Here is a 19,141-nt window from a genome sequence, read left to right as displayed (position 1 = left end):
CTCCTCTTTAGTGATAAACCGCTTTAAATGATTAAAAATTCTTAGTAAAAGAATAGCCTCGCCACATCATCTAATGAAAGCTGATGAACAAAGGCGGTGTTTAATTACAATGTTTTATTGTCAGTAATCATACAACCAATCGAAAACATGGTCAATATAAAAATCAGATAATTCAAAACAATCAAAAATTGTGATAGCGTTTTCATTCTTGTTATAGTAAGGTTAAAGCGGTGCAAAAATTTTTTTATTTTTTTAAAAAAATTTTTATTTGGACATTCACGAGGATTAAAAAGAGGAAAAAGGGAGGAAAATTTTGATAGGGAAAAGTGGATATAAACTATTAAACTGCTAACATAAATGGATGGTTTTTTATTACTTTCTCTGTATGTTTATTACTATCTTAATTTAGCAATATGTTCATATATCTCCCGTAAATTATAAAAGCCCATCGTTTGTGCTTTTTGTATATAGTAGCCCCAGATATAAGCTGTCATGAGTGCATCCCCAAGGGCATGGTGACGGTCTTTTATTTCAACACTGCATTGTTCGCAAACCTCTTCCAGTGTCAATGATTTCTTAATGGGGTTCGAAAGACGGGTTAAAAAGGATGTATCGATAATTCGATGTTCGAATCTGGTTCTCAATATATCCCATGTCATTTTCTGGATAAAGGATTGTTCGTGTTTGGCATGATGGGCAACAAGGATATCGCTATGAACATACTTGAAAAATCGCATTAAAACGTCCCTGGCAGCAGGAGCAATGCGCAGTTGTTCCTCTTGAATATTGGTTAAAGATGAAATGGCGTCGGTAAGAGGAAGATCGGAATGAATGAGGGAATAAAAAGTGTCATCAGTATGGACTTGATGTCCGGTCATTTTAACCGCTCCAATGGAGAGTATTTGATCACCTTTTTCCGGGTAGAAACCAGTCGTTTCTATATCGAATACCACTACTTTTAATTCGTTAAGAGGGGAGTCCAGATTATTATTCTCTTTCATTTCTTTTTGCAGCTGTCTCAGGAAAGAGATTTGGTGTGGATAGGATTGCCCCCCTACACCTGCATAAATATTGGAACCGAGTTTTCCGTACATTTGTCTAAAGAATTGAATCATTTCATTCATACCCATCTTAATGCCCCTTTACTATTTGCTTCCTTGCATATTGATAAAGAGCAGCTCCGTTTTTGATAATCTCTTTTACATCTTTCTTTTGCTCTTTTGTTAGGAGGTCAACTCGTAAATAATGCCCAGAATCATAGTCTGTATGATTTCCAAATCTCAATCTATAATCTAAAAGCGAAAGAACCATCTTTTTGTATAACTCTTTGTCCTTAATTTGGAGGCAGTCGAGTCTGGATAGGGTAGAGGTTTCCATTAAATTCTCTTGAATTGATAAAAGCCGAATTGCATTTACATAAGGGAAAAGGGCTATATCCTTTATATTAAGTGAACCTGCATGTACTCCGTGTGTTTCCACTAAAATTTGCCCGAACACGCCTATTCCTTTTTTGAGATGCAGTGTATTGTTGAGGACTCGCAATAAGAGATGTTCTTTTTGATCCGTTTGGAAGATAACCGTTTTTAATTGTTCAACTAAGCGATGTTCCCCGACAACAGATCGGGCATCAATAAAAATTAACAAATGGCGTATCGATTCCCAGGAGGATTCCAAAGTCCAATTCTCCAGCTGTTGTTTCCATTCGAATAATGATTTACACCATAACGGATTACACGACATTACTCCGCCGTCGCAATATTTATACCCGGCTTGGTGCAGGCCATCCGATATCTCTTTTCCTAATGCTAAAAAATAGACTCTTGCCTTATCACTTTGTTTTTGATAGATAATTCCATGATCTTGATCACTCCACACCGATTGTTCAAAACGTCCTGCACTCCCCATAACAAAAAATGAGAAAGGCGAAGGGGGAGGACCGTAACGATCAGTTATTTGTTTAAGTGCGACGTTCAATACATCCTTTATGATTTCCTCATGCAAATGATTTAATTTAAAATGATCACGAGACGCTTCGAACATTTTGTCATCTCTGACTTTCCTAATTTCTAAGAAGGAATGGTATTCCATTACTTCCCTCCTTTATAGAAAAAGTAAATGGCGGTGTTAATCCCTGTATATATATTACCGGGATTAACCACCGCTCTTTTTAAAGAATGTATGAATTTTGACTTTGAGAAATACCCGGCTCCAGCGCTCCGATCCTGTCGTGCGCTAAACGGTCGCTTCCGCTTTTCTATTAGGCTTTTAATTTTTGTTCAACCTCTAATAATTCAGGGTAACCATAGCTTCCATGTTCACTCATATCAAGACCAATGATCTCTTCTTCCTCTGTGACACGCAAGCCATTCATAACTGCTTTCATAATCGCTAAAAGTATAAAGGAAACTATAAATGCGAAAGCACCGCAAGAAACAACACCCAGTACCTGTACACCTAACTGATGAAAACCGCCGCCATAAAATAGACCTGGTTTCCCAACTGTTGCTAATGTTTTCGTTGCGAAAAATCCAGTCGATACTGTTCCCCATACTCCGGCTGCTCCGTGCACAGATAGAGCGGCAATTGGATCATCAATTTTTCTATTCTCAAAGAAGCGGATACTATAAAATACAAGAATACCAGCGATAAAACCGATTACGACAGCTGCCCATGTATCAACGAAACCACAGGAGGCTGTGATTGCAACTAAGCCTGCTAATGCGCCGTTTAACATCATCGGTACATCGGCTTTGCCCATTACTGCCCAGGAAACAATCATGGCCGCGACTGTTCCAGCAGCTGCACCTAGGTTGGTATTAAGGGCAACAAATCCAAAGAATGCTTTGTCAGCGGATAATGTACTACCTGCGTTGAAGCCAAACCAACCTACCCATAAAAGTAAGACGCTTAATGCCGTAAATACTTGGTTATGTCCTGCGATATTATTGGCAGAACCATCCTTATTGTACTTTCCGATCCGAGGTTTTAATAGAATTGTAGCTGCAAGTGATGCCATTGCTCCGGTTAAATGAACAACCGTTGATCCAGCAAAGTCTTGTTGTCCAAAAGATGCCAACCAGCCATTGCCCCAAATCCAATGGGCAATAGGAGGATAAACAAATAGCGAGAAAAGTACTGAAAATATAAGATAGGCTGATAATTTTGCCCGTTCAGCAAAACCGCCAAACGCAATCGTTAAGGAAATTCCGGCAAAGGCCAATTGGAATAAAAAGTAGACAGAACCGGATAATGTTAAATCTTTAATATCATAACCAGAATAAAAGAAGTGAGTAAAACCTATAAGTGCATTTCCTTTTCCAAAAGCTAAAGCGAATCCAGCCGCCCAAAATATGATGGAACCAATGCTAAAAGTAAGGATGGTTTTACCGGCGATATGCCCCGCGTTTTTCATCCGAGTTGATCCTGTTTCAAGAAGAATGAAACCTCCGATCATCAGAATGACAAGGACTGCTCCAACCATTACCCACAGACTGTTTAATAAAAATGTTGTATTCATTATTTTGCCTCCTTTTAAGTATGTTAATTTTTATAACATTCTCTGTAGTTGTATTTTTACATGGATAAAGATATGGAATCTATAATCTTGTTAGAAAATCTCACATGGTTTCTGAATCTACGAAGTAATTGTGTGGGAAAGGGGGATGTCGGATCAACAGGAAAAGCCCCACTGCCAATTTGGGAGTGAGGGCGAATGAAAATATGAATGTTAGATAAATTGAAGTTTCATGAAGATGAGGAATTATTTTTTTGGGGTGAATTCTTTTTTAACTATACTTTCCAGTTCACTTAAAGTAAAAGAGTATAGTTCTTTGTCAGAAGTATGGTATATTCCAGATGTTACCAGTTTGTTTATATAATACTGTTTTAGATTTTCCATTCCCCTTCGCAATTGATTTGGCATTTTTTCTCCCCCCTAACTATTTTGGAGTTTGCGTAAAAATTCATGAGCTCTTGGGCCAAGGATGATCATTAGCTCTTCATACAATTCATCTCTTAATTTATCTAACTGCAGGATTGTTTCCGCTAATTTAACCGCATTGGTTCTGTTCATTTTAATTTCTCCCTCTCCATTGTTTATATGTAAAAGATAGCTGAGGATTTATATTTTGTCAGAGAATTTGTTAGGGAAACTAACAAGATTTTTAAAAAATGGACTAACAAAAAGAGGATGACTCAAAATTCTTTTGAGTCATCCTCAGGCTGTCGAAAAAACCTCGGCAGCCAATTATTTTATTCAATTACTTTAGCGGTTAAACGCGTTAATTTGTTATAATATTATTAGTATATCAGTTTCAATATGTCTGTTGATTGGCGCTCCATACACTTCGCTTTCCGCGGGCGTGCCGGGAAGCCTCCTCGTCGCTTCGCTCCTGCGGGGTCTCCCCTGCCCCGTACTCCCGCAGGAGTCTTCGTGCCTTCCGCTCCAATCAACAGAGTGTTTTCAATACAGACCTTCAGTTCAACGAATAAATAAAAAAATAAGTGGAGAATTCAATGTTTAAGCCAAAAGAGTCTAGCCATAGTGAATATGAATTTGTTTCTATTGATGAATTGGTACCTGATGACCATCTTCTTCGTTTGATTGATAAATATATTAATTTTTCGTTTCTTCTTGAAAAGGTCCGTCCTTATTACAGCGATGATAATGGGCGTCCTACTGATCCTCTTATTCTTTTTAAAATGATGTTTATTGGTTATATTTACGGCATTCGTTCTGAACGTCAACTAGAAAGGGAAATTAGAACAAATGTTGCCTACCGCTGGTTTTTAGGTATAAAATTCAAGGATCCAGTACCTCATCACTCTACGATTAGCTGGAATCGTCAACACCGTTTTAAGGATACAAATTATTTCAGGAGATTTTTGATGAGATTGTTCTTCTTGTAATGAGTCACAAGATGGTGGTCGGTCGTGTTTTATTTACGGATTCAACTCATTTAAAGTAATGGCTTATTCCCTAAATGGAATTTTACATATGATAAAGAACGAGATATATACATTTGCCCTAATAATCAAGAATTAACATACAGAACAACAACCCGTGAAGGTTATAGAGAATACAAGTCTGATTCGAAGAAATGTCAGAATTGCCCAATTCTATCCCAATGTACACGGTCAAAAAATAAGGTAAAAGTGGCAACACGACATGTATGGGAGGAACACAAGGGAAAGGTAAGGTTAAATCGCTTATCTAAATTGGGAAAAATGCTTTATAAATTTAGAAAGGAAAAAATTGAGCGAAGCTTCGCAGACTCAAAAGAGCTGCACGGGCTTCGCAACTGCCGGTTACGGGGATTGAAGAATGCAAGTGAACAGGCTCTTCTTACTGCAGCCTGCCAAAATATAAAAAAGATTGCAATACATTTAGCAAAGTTAGAAAAAGTGTGTTGCAATACTTTAGGTTGATTTGCCTCCCTGTTGATTGGAGCGGAGGGCACTCGACTCCTGCGGGATAGAGAGGTCACTGGAGACCCCGCAGGCGCCAAAAGCGCCGAGGAGGCTCCGGGACCTCTCCGCGGAAAGCGAGTGCCCGGAGCGGAAATCAACAGGCACATTAGCAGGGAGAATCAATAAATTTGGTATTTAGATTCTAACAAAATAAAAAATTGCAGAGAAAAATACCCTTTCTCGACAATCTGAGGATGACTCAAAATTACTTTTGAGTCATCCTCTTTTAAATAAAACATGTTTATGACCGCTTGCGAAATCCAAATTGAGCATTTAGCTGTCCTTGGATCATTTTTCTGCGGATATCTTCTTGGTTTTGTTTCTTCTCCTCCCGAAGCATTTCTTTTCTGATTTCATGTGTCTGAAGCCCATCTTCGATTTTATTGGCAATATCCATCAATAATTCAACATCTGTAAAGGAATATTTTCGGGACCCCCCAGGGGATCTTTCGGGGAAAATGAGTTTCCTTTCTTCGTAATAACGAATTTGTCTTTCGGATAGTCCGGTTAGATCCCTTACAATCCCAATCGTTATCACCTTCTTATCTTTATAAGACAAATCTTTACTCATTTATTCTCTCACCACACTCTATCGTTTACTGTAGTTTATTAAATTTTTCAAAAATTACAACATTATGTGTTAGATTTTCTCACATAAAAAATGAATTTGGAAATATAATGTTTTGATTTTTAGAGGAAAAGTTAATGGGAATATTGGTAAATGGGATTAGAGTGGGAATTGGATTTTTTAAAGTAAGTTTTACAATTGTTCTGACCCGTACATCTGCTTTTAAATATAGAAGATAAATACAAAGGCAAATCATCTAAAGTGACTTCTTTATTCATCGTTTTTAATAAATCGTCCGGTTTAAAGTCTGTGGCCATTCGTTTCCAAATCGCCACTCTTGTTTCCATTGGACAATACACGGAATCAATCCCAAGCAAATTTATTCCTCGAAGGATGAAGAAAAAGACTGTTGTTGGAACATCGCCTCCTCCAGTGAGACCGCTCACTGCAATCGAACCATTGTAATTCATTTTGCTAAGAATGGATGCAAGTGTTTTACCGCCTACAGGATCAACTGTTCCAGCCCGGAGCTGCTTATCTAATGCTTTTATTTTTTCACCGGTGATATCTTCTTCACGTGAAAGAATTTCTATTGCTCCCAGTTCCTTTAGGTAAGTATGTTCTGATTAAGGATTATTATATGGACTTAAAAAAAATTATATTGCTAAAAAACAGAATATTCAGTAGAATGAAAAAGTATTATACTAAAAGTTATTTTTTACTATATTTGGATGATAAATTCATCATACTAAAGTAGTAAATTATTAAAGATAAATATTGAATATATACACACGAAAATGTATAATCATAAATGTTCTGAAAGTTATAACTGATTACAAATAATACTTTTATAAAAAAATAATAGGAGGTCAAAAAAATGAAGAAGTTTAAAATTTTTTCAATGGTTCTAGTCTTTTCTTTTCTCTTTATTCTCTCTGCGTGTGGGACGAGTCAAAATGGCAGCCAAAGTAGTGGCAGTCAAAAAAGTGATGCAAAGAAGACTCTACGAGTCGTAACGGATGCATCTTATGCACCATTTGAATATCAGGATAAAGGGCAAGTTGTTGGGTTCGATGTTGATTTCATCAAGGCAGTTGCAAAGGAAGCCGGGTATAACGTCAATGTTGAAAATGTTGGTTGGGATCCTTTATTTGTTGAAATTAAAGGTAAAACGGCCGATATCGGACTTTCTGCTATCACGATCAACGATGAACGGAAGCAAACTTATGATTTTTCAGTACCATACTTCTTGTCTAAAAATGAAATTCTAGTTCCAAAGGGCAGCGATATTAAAAGTGCCAACGATTTGAAAGGTAAAGTAGTAGCCGTACAAAATGGTACAACCGGTCAGGAAGCAGTGGAAGCAATTCTCGGGAAAAACAGTGATAAGCTTAAGAAGTTCGAAAACAATAACCTAGCCATTATGGAGCTGAAAAGCGGCGGAGCAAAAGCGGTTGTTGCTGATAACACGGTTGTTGAACAATATGTAAAAAACAATCCGAAAGACAATTTGGATGTAATCGCAGATGACACTGCATTTAATAAAGAATTTTACGGTTTAATGTTTGCAAAGGGAAGCAAATTAAAAGCTGATTTTGATAAGGCGATTACGAAGGTGCTTGATAACGGAACCTATGCAAAAATTTACAAACAATGGTTTAAAGTAGATCCTGACCTTAAAATTTTAAAAGAACAGAAATAAGTAACAGCAAATAAAATTGCGTAACTCTTGAATACTAGCAGTTACGCAATTTTTTAATTCTTGTCCTAGGAAAAATTAACTAAAAAAGTACAATGACAAAGAAACAGAGCGACTAGGTTCGACGTCTGAATAGGAGGATACCGGATGGATTTTCGTTGGGATATAATAGCGGAATATGCCCCTTTTTTCTTAAAGGGAACCTTGCTAACAATAGGTCTCTCGATTGCAAGTATTTTAATAGGAACCATACTTGGTTTGTTAATCGGATTAGGGAAAATGAGTAGTAAGAAGCTTCTTTCACTGCCGTTTACCTGGTATATTACCTTTTTCCGCGGGACACCGTTTATGGTGCAAATATTATTGATTCATTTTGCCGTTGTCCCGCTTTTTCTTGGGGAAACAAATGCGATTACAGCTGCAATTTTAAGTCTTTCATTAAACTCTGCAGCATATATAGCAGAAATCTTCCGTGCTGGAATCCAGTCTATTGATAAGGGTCAGATGGAAGCAGCCCGGTCACTAGGCATGACACATGTACAGTCTATGAAGTTTGTTATCCTGCCACAAGCCTTTAAAAGGATGATTCCGGCGCTGGGCAACGAGTTTATTGTCCTTATTAAGGATTCATCCTTGGCTGCACTTATTGCCGCTCCGGAGCTTATGTACTGGGGGCGTGCAATGCAAGGGCAGTATTACCGTGTGTGGGAGCCGTATCTTACGGCAGCTGCTATTTATCTAGTGTTAACTCTCACCCTGAGCTTCTTGTTAACTCGTCTTGAAAGAAGGTTGGCAACAGAATGATAGAAGTGAAAAATTTGAAAAAAACATTTGGAAATAATGAGGTTCTAAAGGATATCACTGTTTCCGTCAAGCATCAAGAGGTTGTAGTAGTAATTGGGCCTTCCGGTTCTGGAAAGTCAACGTTTCTTCGATGTATTAATCTGCTTGAAACGATTACGGATGGCCATATTTATATTGAAGGAACTGATTTGGCAGATAAAAGAACAGATATTAATAAGGTACGGACCGAAGTGGGAATGGTCTTTCAGCAATTTAATTTATTTCCACATAAAACGGTTATCGAAAACATTATGTTAGCACCAATGAAGGTAAGGAATGTTCCTGCAGAAAAAGCAAGAGCAAAGAGCTTAGAGCTATTAAGAAAAGTAGGATTAGAGGATAAAGCAAATGCTTATCCTGATTCCCTCTCAGGTGGACAAAAGCAGCGGGTAGCAATTGCCAGAGCGCTTGCCATGGAACCAAAAATTATGCTGTTCGATGAACCAACCTCAGCACTCGATCCGGAAATGGTTGGCGAGGTATTAGAAGTTATGAAGGAGTTGGCAAAAGAGGGGATGACGATGGTGGTTGTTACCCATGAGATGGGCTTTGCCAAAGAAGTGGGGGATCGCGTTATTTTTATGGATGGCGGTTTAATCGTTGAAGAAAATGTCCCAAGTGAACTATTTGATCATCCAAAGGAAGAAAGAACAAAGGCATTTTTAAGTAAGGTGTTATAATGTCTAAAGGGAGGCCATCGTAGCCTCCCTTATTTCCTGTTATCCCATCGCTCCAGCTTATGTATATTTCTCGTGAAAAAACCGGCAACAAACTTTGGCATTCCGAATTCAACAATCTTCTGTTTGACTCTTTCCTTCATTTCCTTAGCCGTTAAGTCCGGCAGCGTGAATTCTCCGTTCAAATAGCAGTGGCTGCAGTACATCGGGCTTTTCGATCCGTTTTTTTCTGTCCCTCCGCCCAGTTCATCTTTTGCGAAAGGCATACCGCAGCTTTGACAGTTTTTGTAGGGTTTCATTTTAATCAGCACCTTTCAGGTTTAATTATCAAAATCAAATACTTCTACTATTCGGTCTGCCCTGATCCGATTTTGACAGAGCTGAAACAACTGGTTGAAAAATGCTTCGACTTCTTTGCCGGATGAAGGTAGCTTAATACGTATAGTAGTCGTACCAAATGTTTGTTTAAAGTAGGCTTTTCGTTGATCGTTTTTTCCGTCCCGTTTTAGGGGATTGTACTTCCATACTAAATGGGGGGAACCTTCTATTTCCTCAATCTGCCGCATCTCCGCAATCGTTGTGGATTTATCATGGGCATAAATGACTAAATAATAGTTGTCGTTCCGATGCCAATCAATCAATAAAAGAAAATAGCCTGTATCATGGGCAGGCCTGGTGACCTCATAGCCTGCAAGTGTTTGTTTCCCATTTGTCCATTGATGAAACTTAGGTAAGGTTCCCCCAACCGTTTTTAACTTATTGATTTCATAGATGGAACCGTTCCATTTCTCCAGACAATCGCTTAAAAAAATAGCTTGATCCTTTTCCACAATCGATACTCCTTTAGTCTTTAATATTCATTATACGTTGAAATTGGACGAAAAAGGAATCTTGTACCAAATGAACTGATTATTATTTTTTCCAATCTTTAAAAATGGTATAATTAATTTATTGATAATTCTGAATGCATCCATGAATCATAGAACGTTGCATTCCAAACGCCGGTAAACGGACGCTTACACTTTTGTGATAGCTTTTGTCTCCAAATTGAAACACAACTGTCATCATTTTAATAAAATCGTTTGATAGAATCGTATAATTGGGACTTATAAAGTGCAAGTAGTACGAATAGTATGAGGAATAATTATGCCTCTTTACCATATGAATGTCATAGAAGTGCTTGTAACTGGAGGGAAAGATATGACGTTAGAGAAGCAACTAATACAAAAAACATATTATGAAATGTTCATAAATGAGCATGAAAACGTTCATCCCATTCATGTCCTTGGTGAAGCATACCAAGAGGAACTAAAAAAAGATATACCTGATTTATCGTTCATTCGTTTTGCACAGGGTGAAGTGTATTTCCAGAACAAAGATTATGAAGCAGCTATTTTTAAATGGGAAAACATCACAAATGAGCTCGAGCCTTGGGCAAAGAAAAATATTGCTGATGCATACTATGAATCGGGACTGTTATCAAATGCTGAGGATTTTTATCTGGCCATTGAAACAGATCAGCTTACCTTAAACACAGAAGTAAATTTGCAGTTATTTTCACTTTATATCGAGCGCGGTAAAATGGATCCTGCTGTAGCAGTCATCAAAAGCACCATTATTTCAAACCCTGATTATCCGAATGTAACGCAAATTGCCCGCTCCTTTTTTGAAGAGCGGCAGGATTGGACCAATGCGATTGAACTGGCCGTAAATGAGGCTAAGCGCACCGGCTCGCTGGAATGGTTTGAGATTATCAATATGTATGTTGAAAATGGCATAACAAAAAAGCTAAACCCAAACTATTTTTCCCAAGCATTAATAGAATTGTTTAGCCTCGATAGACAACTGTTTGAACAGCTATGCTGTTCTCTTTGGAACAGTTATAAACAGGAAGAGTCCTATTTTGCATGGTTAAGAGAAATAAATCATCTACTTTTAAATCTTGATATTAGCAGGAAGGATAATTGGCACGGTCTTTCCAGCCTACATAAAGAAACGTATTTTGGCTTAATTGATGGAAGGTTCTTTATTAAAAAATTACAGGATCTCATTCCCGACCTCTTAACGAATTGGGTGCGATTAACGGATCACGCTCAAACAGTAGCCGCATCAGCCTCTGTTTTATCTTGGAATGAGCTTTTTCCCGCAAGTATTAGTATGTCCATTGTGAGTGACGCTGAAAATTTAATCAGTCACACTATAACAGAAATGGATGAATTGGAAGAGTGTTTAAGTCTATTTGAAGCGATCATGAAATGGGCACATGCTCATGATATGGGCGATAATAACCGCTTAAAATGGATTGTTCAACAATTAATCGATTTTGAATCACACCATCTTTTGATCACCGGTCTAAGCGGAAGCGGAAAGTCAACCTTTGTGAATGCCATTCTGGGAGAGGATGTACAGGATAGCCCAACATCATCTGTTATTATGTTTAAAGATTTTGAGGAATTAACGATTACTGAAATCACTGATCATGAAATCGTATCGCTGCCTGATTTTTCACAATTTCAAGTGAGGCTTGATCGACGGAGGAATGCCCTGGAGTCAATTTTCGAATTCAAACAGCCAAATCCATTTTTGTATGAAAACAGTCTGGCCCTTATTGATACTCCTGGGTTAAAGGGAAGTCAACAGGATCGATATGAGGTGCTGCAGCATCTTCATACGGCAGATACGGTATTATTTGTCCTTGATGCCAATGCCCCGTTTTCTGACAAGGAAAAAGCAATCCTTTCACAAATTCAAGAGCTGGCACCTGCTATTCCGATTCATTTTCTTTTAAATAAGATGGATACCGTTGTGAATGAGCAGGAAGCGATTCAAATTTTTGATGAAACGAAAGCAACAATTAATGCATATTTACCGGATGCCAAGGTGTTTGCATTTTCTTCTCAGTACGAAAGCAGTCAACAGTTAAGCGACTTTAAAGGGTTTGTTCAGTCAATTAAAAACAATCGCAATCTGGAGGATAAACGTTTAGCAAAGTTATTATTCTTTATCCGTTCAACCATAACGAATCTTTTACAAAAAAGAATTAATGTCGAAAATCAACTGATTGAATCGGTTCGTTGGAACGAAGAGTTGGTAATCAAGTTAACTGGTGCTCTAAATCAAGTGAATGATGCGCAAGCGCAAAAAACGAAGGCAATTATAAAGTCATATCGTTCAATAAGAGAAGCGATTCAAAATGACATTTCTAAAACCGTACCAAAGATGTTGCAGGAGTGTTCGGAGCTCATTACTGAAGACAGCAATTTTAGCAAAATTCATATTGAACTGAATGAAGAGATGAACAGAAAAATACAAGATTACTTGGAGCGTGAGGTATTGCCAAAGTATTTCACATCACTTCAGGGGTGGATTGTGAGTTCGAAAGAAGAGTTCGAACAAAGCCAGTTATTTTTGGATGAGATGGCTGAAGGCTTCAACTCTTTGTATGGAGAAGAACGGATTAAGCTTGAATGTGATTTTAAAGTGCTTGAAGACTGGCGCCGCGATACCGATCGAATGACAAACGGATTCCAGCTTGAAAGAGTAAATATTTTGCTCCGCAACACGCCGTCACAGTTTTTATTAAAAAGTGCAGGAAAACTATTTGGGGCGATGACACAAAACAAAGCGATCCTTTACAATAAGTACAAATCATTTGTAAAAAATGAAGATTATTCTGAAGTAACCGTACTTGTTACTGAACGTTTCTTCAGGCAATTTGAACTTTTTGAAAAATCACTGGAACGGGATATTACCTTGTTTTTTAAACTCCCATTAGCTGTATTAAATCAAACAGCTGAGGGAGCACGCTCAGAAATTCGTACGAATAATGAAATGCTCGATAAAATGAATACCAATCCTGAAATATTCCGTGATCCATTGACTCTATTTGAGGTAAGACTGCGTCAGTTTGAATGGATGACTGTTGCAGGCAAAGGGATGCAGACTATTTATTAATGATTTAAAAAGGAAGATGTTTACGCATCTTCCTTTTTAAATTTATAGGCTAAGTTAAAGCACATTGGTGATTTAGCTCACATTGTTGATTGGAGCGGAAATCAACAGACAAGTGTAACAGAGCCAATTTATAAGTAAGATAAAAGATTTAAATGTTTGTAAAATAGTAGTTAGAATTTTCGGAATATAAATATTATTTGGTATAATAGACATATATGAAATCGGAAGAACCTATTTATGAATATCAGAGATTTATTAAGTCAAAATGCCTCCGGAAAAATACTAAAATATCAGCTTAGCAATAAAATGAATAAAGTGAGCAATAGGAACTTGCCGTAAAGATGGAATTTGAAAATAAACTCACTAATTTGTAATGACTTAAAATTTAGTAATGAGCTTAAAAATGGAAGCGCATTCAAAATAAAGGAGGAGGTTGTAAGATGAAAATGGAATCCAATCCGACCTTATTGTTATCGCCGTTAAAACCGACATAAAAGCAGTACCGAAGCATAAAGGTGTCAGTTTACTGGTTATTAAAAGAGACTCTCCGGGCTTTTCAAGGGGAAGAAAGCTTAACAAAGTGGAGGAATCCGAGATTGCAAGACGCTATCAGGAAATTCCGGTAGCAAGCATTTATGAAGGAACCAATGAAATCATGAAAACGATTATTGCAAAAAAACTAGGATTATAGATTTAAGGAGAGGAAGATGAAGATGCGTGAAGTAGTAATTGTTGAGGGAGTTCGTACACCTGTGGGCAAAAGAAATGGAGTATTAAAGGATATCCGGCCGGATGATTTGGCAGCTTTAACATTAAAGGAACTCGTCAATCGAGCCGGTATCGACCCCGCCATAGTTGAAGATGTCATTTTGGGTTGCGTCACTCAAGCGGGGGAACAAGCAGGGGATATCGCAAGGGTTGCCGCTTTAATTGCCGGATTCCCAATTGAAGTTCCGGGGACAACCATTGATCGCCAATGCGGTTCAAGTCAGCAGGCGGTACACTTTGCCGCACAAGCGATTTTAGCCGGTGATATGGATGTAGTGATTGCCGGCGGGGTCGAGAGCATGTCCCGTGTGCCAATGGGAACAAACTATCAAGGGGCAGCAGAACCGTTTAGTCCAAAGCTAAAAGAGAAATATGAAATGATCCATCAAGGCTTGTCTGCCGAACGAATTGCTGCAAAATATGGCTTTACCCGCACGGAGCTTGATCAATTTTCACTCGATAGCCATCAAAAAGCCTTAAAGGCGCAAGCAGAAGGTTATTTTGTAAGAGAAATTTTCCCGCTTGAAGTAACGCTTCCGGAAGGCACAACAGCTGTAATAAAGGATGATTCCGGTCCAAGAAATGGTACATCATTGGAGGCTTTGGCAGGGCTCCGGACTTCATTCTCAGAGGATGGGGTGATTCATGCAGGGAATTCAAGTCAGATTAGCGATGGCGCTGCAGCGGTATTGCTGATGTCCCGCGAGAAGGCAGAGGAGCTCGGACTTAAACCGCGTTTCCGTGTCCACACCCGTGTAGTGGCCGGTTCAGATCCAACCTTGATGCTTACAGGGCCGATTCCTGCGACACAAAAAGCCTTAGAAAAAGCGGGGCTTACCATTGACGACATCGATGTATTTGAGGTCAACGAAGCCTTTGCTCCTGTCCCGCTCGCCTGGTTGAAAGAAACAGGGGCTGATCCGGCAAAGCTAAACCCAAATGGCGGTGCTATAGCCTTAGGCCATCCATTAGGAGGAAGCGGTGCCCGTCTAATGGTAACCATGATGCACGAACTCGAGCGCTCCGGCGGCCGTTTTGGACTGCAGACAATGTGTGAAGGACATGGAATGGCAAACGCTACGATTATCGAGCGGCTGAATTAATAATAGGGGCAATCGGTTAAATTACCGATTGCCTGTATACTAACTTTAGGGGGAATTTGGATGGGTATAACGATTGGGAAAATTTTCGATTTATCGGTGAAAAGATTTCCGAATAAGGAAGCTATTTATGATGTGAGAAAAAATATTCGCTTAACCTATAAGGAATGGAGTGAACAGGTAAATCAACTTGCCCGTGCACTTTTAAATGCAGGTGTAAGAAAAGGCGACCGTGTTTCAACTTTCCTTTTCAATACGGAGGAATTAGCAACAGCTTTTTTTGCTTGTACCAAAATTGGTGCTGTCTTTAATCCGATTAATTTCCGCTTAATGCCGGAAGAAGTTGCCTATATTTTATCTGATGCCACTCCAAAGGTTGTCCTTTTTGAAAAAACATTAGAACCGGTAGTCACGGCTATTGAAAACCGATTTGAAAACATTTCCTTCTGGTTTATTGACGAAGAGACGCCTGCATATGCAGCCGGTTACCATCAAAAACTTGCCTCCGAACCCACAGAAGATATTCATGAAAAAGTCGATGAAAATGACCTATATGCGATAATGTATACGAGCGGAACAACCGGAATACCGAAAGGGGTTCTCCACAAATATCGGAGTATGGTCGAACAAAGCTTAATCGTCATCGGCGCGACAAAACTAGAAGCTGTTGACGTTGGCTTAGTAGCCGCTCCCATGTTTCATTGTGCAGAGCTTCATTGTAACATCCTGCCGCGGGTTCATGCCGGATGTAAAAATGTTATCCTTCACCAATTTAATCCAAAGAATGTCCTCCAATTGATAGATCAAGAAAAGATTACGAAATTCTTCGCGGCACCAACAATGTGGAATATGCTCCTGCAAGAGGATTTGAGCCAGTATGACCTATCAAGTTTGAAGCTTGGTTTGTATGGTGCTGCTCCGATGGCTCCATCCCTCGTTCATGCCTGTCATGAACGCCTGGGTATTTCTTTAGTGCAAGCTTACGGCATGACCGAAATGGGACCGGCAATCACATTCCTGCCCGAGGCAGACCAGCTCTCCAAAGCAGGTTCGGCAGGTCAGGCCTGTTTAAATCATGATATTCGGATTGTCCGCACAAGGGAGGATGGTCCATCAGACCCTGATGATGTCGTACCTGTAGGAGAAACAGGTGAAATCATTGTTCAGGGGCCGTGTATGATGTCCGGTTATTTTTGCCGGGAGGAAGCAACAGAAAAGGCGATGTATAAAGGCTGGTACCACTCAGGAGACATTGGCTATTTGGATGAAGATGGCTATCTTTGGGTGAATGATCGTGTGGATGACATGATTATCAGCGGCGGTGAAAACATTTATCCAAGGGAAGTGGAGGATGTTTTACACGCACATAAGGGGGTTCTTGACGTTGCTGTTGTCGGTCAGCCTGATGACCGCTGGGGCGAGACCGTTACTGCCTTTGTGGTGAAAAAAGATCCGAATGTGACCGAACAAGAACTTGATGTGTTTTGTAAAAACAGCGATAATCTCGCTAATTATAAACGGCCGAGAAAATATGTATTTTGTGATGCTCTGCCTCGTAACGCCAGCGGAAAAATCCAAAAATTTGTACTTAGAAAACAGCTGGAAGAACTTTTCACTAAAAGGTCAACTAATTCGTAGGAAAGAATTTAAAACATGCTAAAAGGAATTAGAATTAAATAAGGAATGAAATCCGTATTTAAGATGGTAACAGGCTGTCGGGGCTGTATCGGCAGTCTTTTTTCTATTAAAGCTTAGAGGTATAATAGATGGGTATGAATATTAATGATTAACAGTTTAATAAGTATTGGAAAGGAGAGACTAGCTTGTTTGAAAAAGCACTGCCATTATTAGAATCCTATTTCGGGTACAGGTCCTTCCGCACCGGTCAAGAGCAGGCAATCCGTTCAGTTTTAAACGGAGAAAATACCATTTGTGTGATGCCGACGGGTGGAGGAAAATCAATCTGCTATCAAATCCCCGCTTTGGTCCTGCCGGGCACAACTATCGTCATTTCTCCCCTTATCTCCTTGATGAAGGACCAGGTCGATGCACTCCTTCAGGTAGGAATTTCAGCAACATTTATCAACAGCTCGCTAAGTTTTAGAGAAGCGAGTCAGCGGATGCAAGAAGCATTACAAGGAAAATACAAGCTTTTATACATTGCGCCGGAAAGATTAGAATCACGAGATTTCATTGAAGAGCTTAAAAATATGGATATCCCTTTAGTTGCAGTAGACGAAGCCCATTGTATTTCACAGTGGGGCCATGATTTCCGCCCAAGCTACCGTCATATTCAACAAATGGTGCACAACCTTCTGCAAAAACCAGTTGTGTTGGCACTGACCGCAACAGCAACACCAAAGGTTCGGGAAGATATTTGTAATCTGCTAAAAATTGATGAAGAAAATACTGTAATTACTGGATTCGAACGTGTGAATCTATCATTTTCTGTGATAAAAGGACAGGACAGAATCAAGTATTTAGTAGATTATATTAAAAAGAATGAAAAAGAAGCGGGTATTATTTATGCGGCAACAAGGAAGAATGTAGACCAGCTCTTTGAGAGGCTTCGGAAAGAAAACATTAATGCTGCCCGCTATCATGCAGGAATGGGAGACAATGAACGGGCCGGGGAGCAGGACCGCTTTTTACAAGATAAAGCATCTGTGATGGTAGCCACCTCTGCATTTGGGATGGGGATTGATAAGTCGAATATCCGCTATGTGCTACACTTTCAGCTTCCAAAGAACATGGAGAGTTATTATCAGGAAGCAGGACGTGCGGGACGAGACGGACTTAAAAGTGAATGTGTGCTTCTTCATTCCTCACAGGATGTGCAAATTCAACGCTTTTTAATCGATCAATCAAGTGAAAGAAATCGGATTCATGCGGAGTTAGAAAAGCTGCAGCAGATGGTGGATTATTGTCATACGGAAAATTGCCTGCAGGAATTTATTTTAAAGTACTTTGGTGAAACGGAAACGGAGCCGTGTGGTAGATGCTCAAATTGCACAGACGACAGGACAAGCATTGATGTAACAAAAGAAGCTCAAATGGTGATGTCCTGTGTGATTCGGATGGGACAGAGATTTGGTAAGACACTTACGGCCCAAGTGTTAACGGGATCGAAAAATAAAAAAGTAACCGAGATGGGCTTTGATAAACTTACCACCTATGGAATAATGAAGGACCAAGGGGCAAAAGAGGTTAGCGATTTTATTGAATTCTTAATATCGCAGGAGTTAATTGCAATTGAGCAAGGTACGTTTCCTACGCTGTACGTTTCTCTAAAAGGAAAAGACATCCTCCTTGGAAAACATCAGGTTCTCAGGCGGGAATCAGCTAAGGTCAAGCAAGTTTCTAATGCAGACCCATTATTTGAAGAATTAAGGGAGGTAAGAAAAAAGATTGCAGAAGCGGAAAAAGTGCCGCCGTTTATGATTTTTTCCGATGCCAGCTTAAAGGATATGTGTACTAAGGTGCCTCAAACAAGCGAACAGTTATTACAGGTCAGTGGTGTCGGTGAGCATAAGCTTCAGAAATACGGGCTGGAGTTTATTCAAGCCATTCGCTTATTTTGCGAAGCTAATCCTGAATATCCTATTAAAATTGCTTCCGAAGAAGCTGTGTCAAAAAAATCAGCTAAAAAAGCGGTGGGAGATTCACATTTAGAGACATTTAAACTATATCAAAGCCGCCACTCGATTAGTGAAATTGCAGAAAAGCGTGATCTGGCAATTAGTACGGTTGAAAATCACTTGATTCAATGTGCAGGGCAAGGATTAGCGGTTGATTTTTCAACACTTATTCCTTCTAATTACATTCTATTAATACAAAAAGCAGTCGAAGAGGCCGGGCGAGAGCGCTTAAAACCAATCAAGGAACTACTGCCTGAGAAAATTAGTTATTTCATGATAAAAGCGTATCTTTATTTTATAAGTAAAGATAAATAGAAAAGCGCAAGCGATCCGTTTAGCGGCGTATGGACTGGAGCGCACCGTATGAGATAAAGGAAACACGAATCGCGTTTTTTGCGATTCGATGTTGACTTATCGTAAGGAGG

At 39.2% G+C, this 19,141-nt stretch carries 16 protein-coding genes and 2 pseudogenes; 9 read left to right on the top strand and 9 right to left on the bottom strand.

Features of this window, described 5'->3' with window-relative positions; translation table 11 throughout:
• Positions 1-395: 395 nt before the first annotated feature.
• From AC3ANV_RS24230 to AC3ANV_RS24210, 5 genes are all read right to left on the bottom strand, one after another.
• The gene (locus tag AC3ANV_RS24230) at positions 396-1,130 is read right to left on the bottom strand and encodes an exonuclease domain-containing protein (protein WP_488311154.1); all 735 of its coding nucleotides are present in this window, start codon (positions 1,128-1,130) and stop codon (positions 396-398) included.
• Between the two features lies 1 nt (position 1,131).
• Complete coding sequence (locus AC3ANV_RS24225; RefSeq protein WP_488311153.1) at positions 1,132-2,088, bottom strand: DUF294 nucleotidyltransferase-like domain-containing protein; 957 nt, start codon at positions 2,086-2,088, stop codon at positions 1,132-1,134.
• Between the two features lie 169 nt (positions 2,089-2,257).
• On the bottom strand, positions 2,258-3,517 hold the full coding sequence (locus AC3ANV_RS24220; RefSeq protein ID WP_488311152.1) for an ammonium transporter: 1,260 nt from the start codon (positions 3,515-3,517) through the stop codon (positions 2,258-2,260).
• A 243-nt stretch (positions 3,518-3,760) separates the two neighbouring features.
• Positions 3,761-3,922 (bottom strand): Fur-regulated basic protein FbpA, encoded by a 162-nt coding sequence (locus AC3ANV_RS24215; RefSeq protein WP_488311151.1) that lies wholly within the window; start codon positions 3,920-3,922, stop codon positions 3,761-3,763.
• A gap of 12 nt (positions 3,923-3,934) precedes the next feature.
• Positions 3,935-4,072, bottom strand: coding sequence for a hypothetical protein (locus AC3ANV_RS24210; protein ID WP_488311150.1), 138 nt, complete (start codon positions 4,070-4,072; stop codon positions 3,935-3,937).
• 443 nt (positions 4,073-4,515) lie between these two features.
• On the opposite strand from AC3ANV_RS24210, the pseudogene AC3ANV_RS24205 reads away from it, so the two are divergent.
• Positions 4,516-5,427, top strand: a pseudogene (locus tag AC3ANV_RS24205) (transposase).
• 283 nt (positions 5,428-5,710) lie between these two features.
• Here AC3ANV_RS24205 and AC3ANV_RS24200 read toward each other — a convergent pair.
• Together AC3ANV_RS24200 and AC3ANV_RS24195 are read right to left on the bottom strand one after the other, a co-directional pair.
• On the bottom strand, positions 5,711-6,040 hold the full coding sequence (locus AC3ANV_RS24200; RefSeq protein WP_488311149.1) for a MerR family transcriptional regulator: 330 nt from the start codon (positions 6,038-6,040) through the stop codon (positions 5,711-5,713).
• Between the two features lie 131 nt (positions 6,041-6,171).
• Complete coding sequence (locus AC3ANV_RS24195) at positions 6,172-6,507, bottom strand: hypothetical protein (protein ID WP_488311148.1); 336 nt, start codon at positions 6,505-6,507, stop codon at positions 6,172-6,174.
• Between the two features lie 407 nt (positions 6,508-6,914).
• Here AC3ANV_RS24195 and AC3ANV_RS24190 point away from each other — a divergent pair, with 407 nt between their 5' ends.
• The 3 genes from AC3ANV_RS24190 (at position 6,915) to AC3ANV_RS24180 (ending at position 9,259) form a co-directional block, all read left to right on the top strand.
• Positions 6,915-7,739, top strand: a complete 825-nt coding sequence (locus tag AC3ANV_RS24190; protein WP_488311147.1) for a basic amino acid ABC transporter substrate-binding protein — start codon at positions 6,915-6,917, stop codon at positions 7,737-7,739.
• A gap of 144 nt (positions 7,740-7,883) precedes the next feature.
• Positions 7,884-8,540 (top strand): amino acid ABC transporter permease, encoded by a 657-nt coding sequence (locus AC3ANV_RS24185; protein ID WP_488311146.1) that lies wholly within the window; start codon positions 7,884-7,886, stop codon positions 8,538-8,540.
• Entirely contained in the window at positions 8,537-9,259 is a 723-nt protein-coding gene (locus AC3ANV_RS24180; RefSeq protein WP_488311145.1) for an amino acid ABC transporter ATP-binding protein, read from the top strand. The genes AC3ANV_RS24185 and AC3ANV_RS24180 overlap by 4 nt, the downstream gene beginning before the upstream one ends.
• 29 nt (positions 9,260-9,288) lie before the next feature.
• Here the strand turns inward: AC3ANV_RS24180 and AC3ANV_RS24175 are convergent, their stop codons facing one another.
• Both AC3ANV_RS24175 and AC3ANV_RS24170 read right to left on the bottom strand, forming a co-directional pair.
• The gene (locus AC3ANV_RS24175; RefSeq protein WP_488311144.1) at positions 9,289-9,555 is read right to left on the bottom strand and encodes a zinc ribbon domain-containing protein; all 267 of its coding nucleotides are present in this window, start codon (positions 9,553-9,555) and stop codon (positions 9,289-9,291) included.
• 21 nt (positions 9,556-9,576) lie between these two features.
• Positions 9,577-10,086, bottom strand: coding sequence for a hypothetical protein (locus AC3ANV_RS24170; RefSeq protein ID WP_488311143.1), 510 nt, complete (start codon positions 10,084-10,086; stop codon positions 9,577-9,579).
• Positions 10,087-10,402: 316 nt separating this feature from the next.
• On the opposite strand from AC3ANV_RS24170, the gene AC3ANV_RS24165 reads away from it, so the two are divergent.
• The 5 genes and pseudogenes from AC3ANV_RS24165 to recQ all read left to right on the top strand — a co-directional run bounded on the left by AC3ANV_RS24165 (position 10,403) and on the right by recQ (position 19,031).
• Positions 10,403-13,210 carry a dynamin family protein gene (locus tag AC3ANV_RS24165; protein ID WP_488311142.1) on the top strand — a complete coding sequence of 936 codons (2,808 nt, stop codon included), beginning with the start codon at positions 10,403-10,405 and terminating at the stop codon, positions 13,208-13,210.
• Between the two features lie 445 nt (positions 13,211-13,655).
• A pseudogene (locus tag AC3ANV_RS24160) lies at positions 13,656-13,901 on the top strand (acyl-CoA dehydrogenase family protein); the annotation flags it as partial.
• Positions 13,902-13,923: 22 nt separating this feature from the next.
• The gene (locus tag AC3ANV_RS24155; protein ID WP_488314324.1) at positions 13,924-15,081 is read left to right on the top strand and encodes a thiolase family protein; all 1,158 of its coding nucleotides are present in this window, start codon (positions 13,924-13,926) and stop codon (positions 15,079-15,081) included.
• Between the two features lie 60 nt (positions 15,082-15,141).
• Positions 15,142-16,716 carry a fatty acid--CoA ligase gene (locus AC3ANV_RS24150; RefSeq protein WP_488311141.1) on the top strand — a complete coding sequence of 525 codons (1,575 nt, stop codon included), beginning with the start codon at positions 15,142-15,144 and terminating at the stop codon, positions 16,714-16,716.
• A gap of 185 nt (positions 16,717-16,901) precedes the next feature.
• Complete coding sequence (gene recQ, locus AC3ANV_RS24145) at positions 16,902-19,031, top strand: DNA helicase RecQ (RefSeq protein WP_488311140.1); 2,130 nt, start codon at positions 16,902-16,904, stop codon at positions 19,029-19,031.
• Positions 19,032-19,141 lie beyond the last annotated feature (110 nt).

Source organism: Neobacillus sp. DFD-2R (assembly GCF_057747865.1).
Note: the sequence above shows the minus strand (reverse complement) of the source record. Positions and strands in the feature narration are given on the sequence as shown.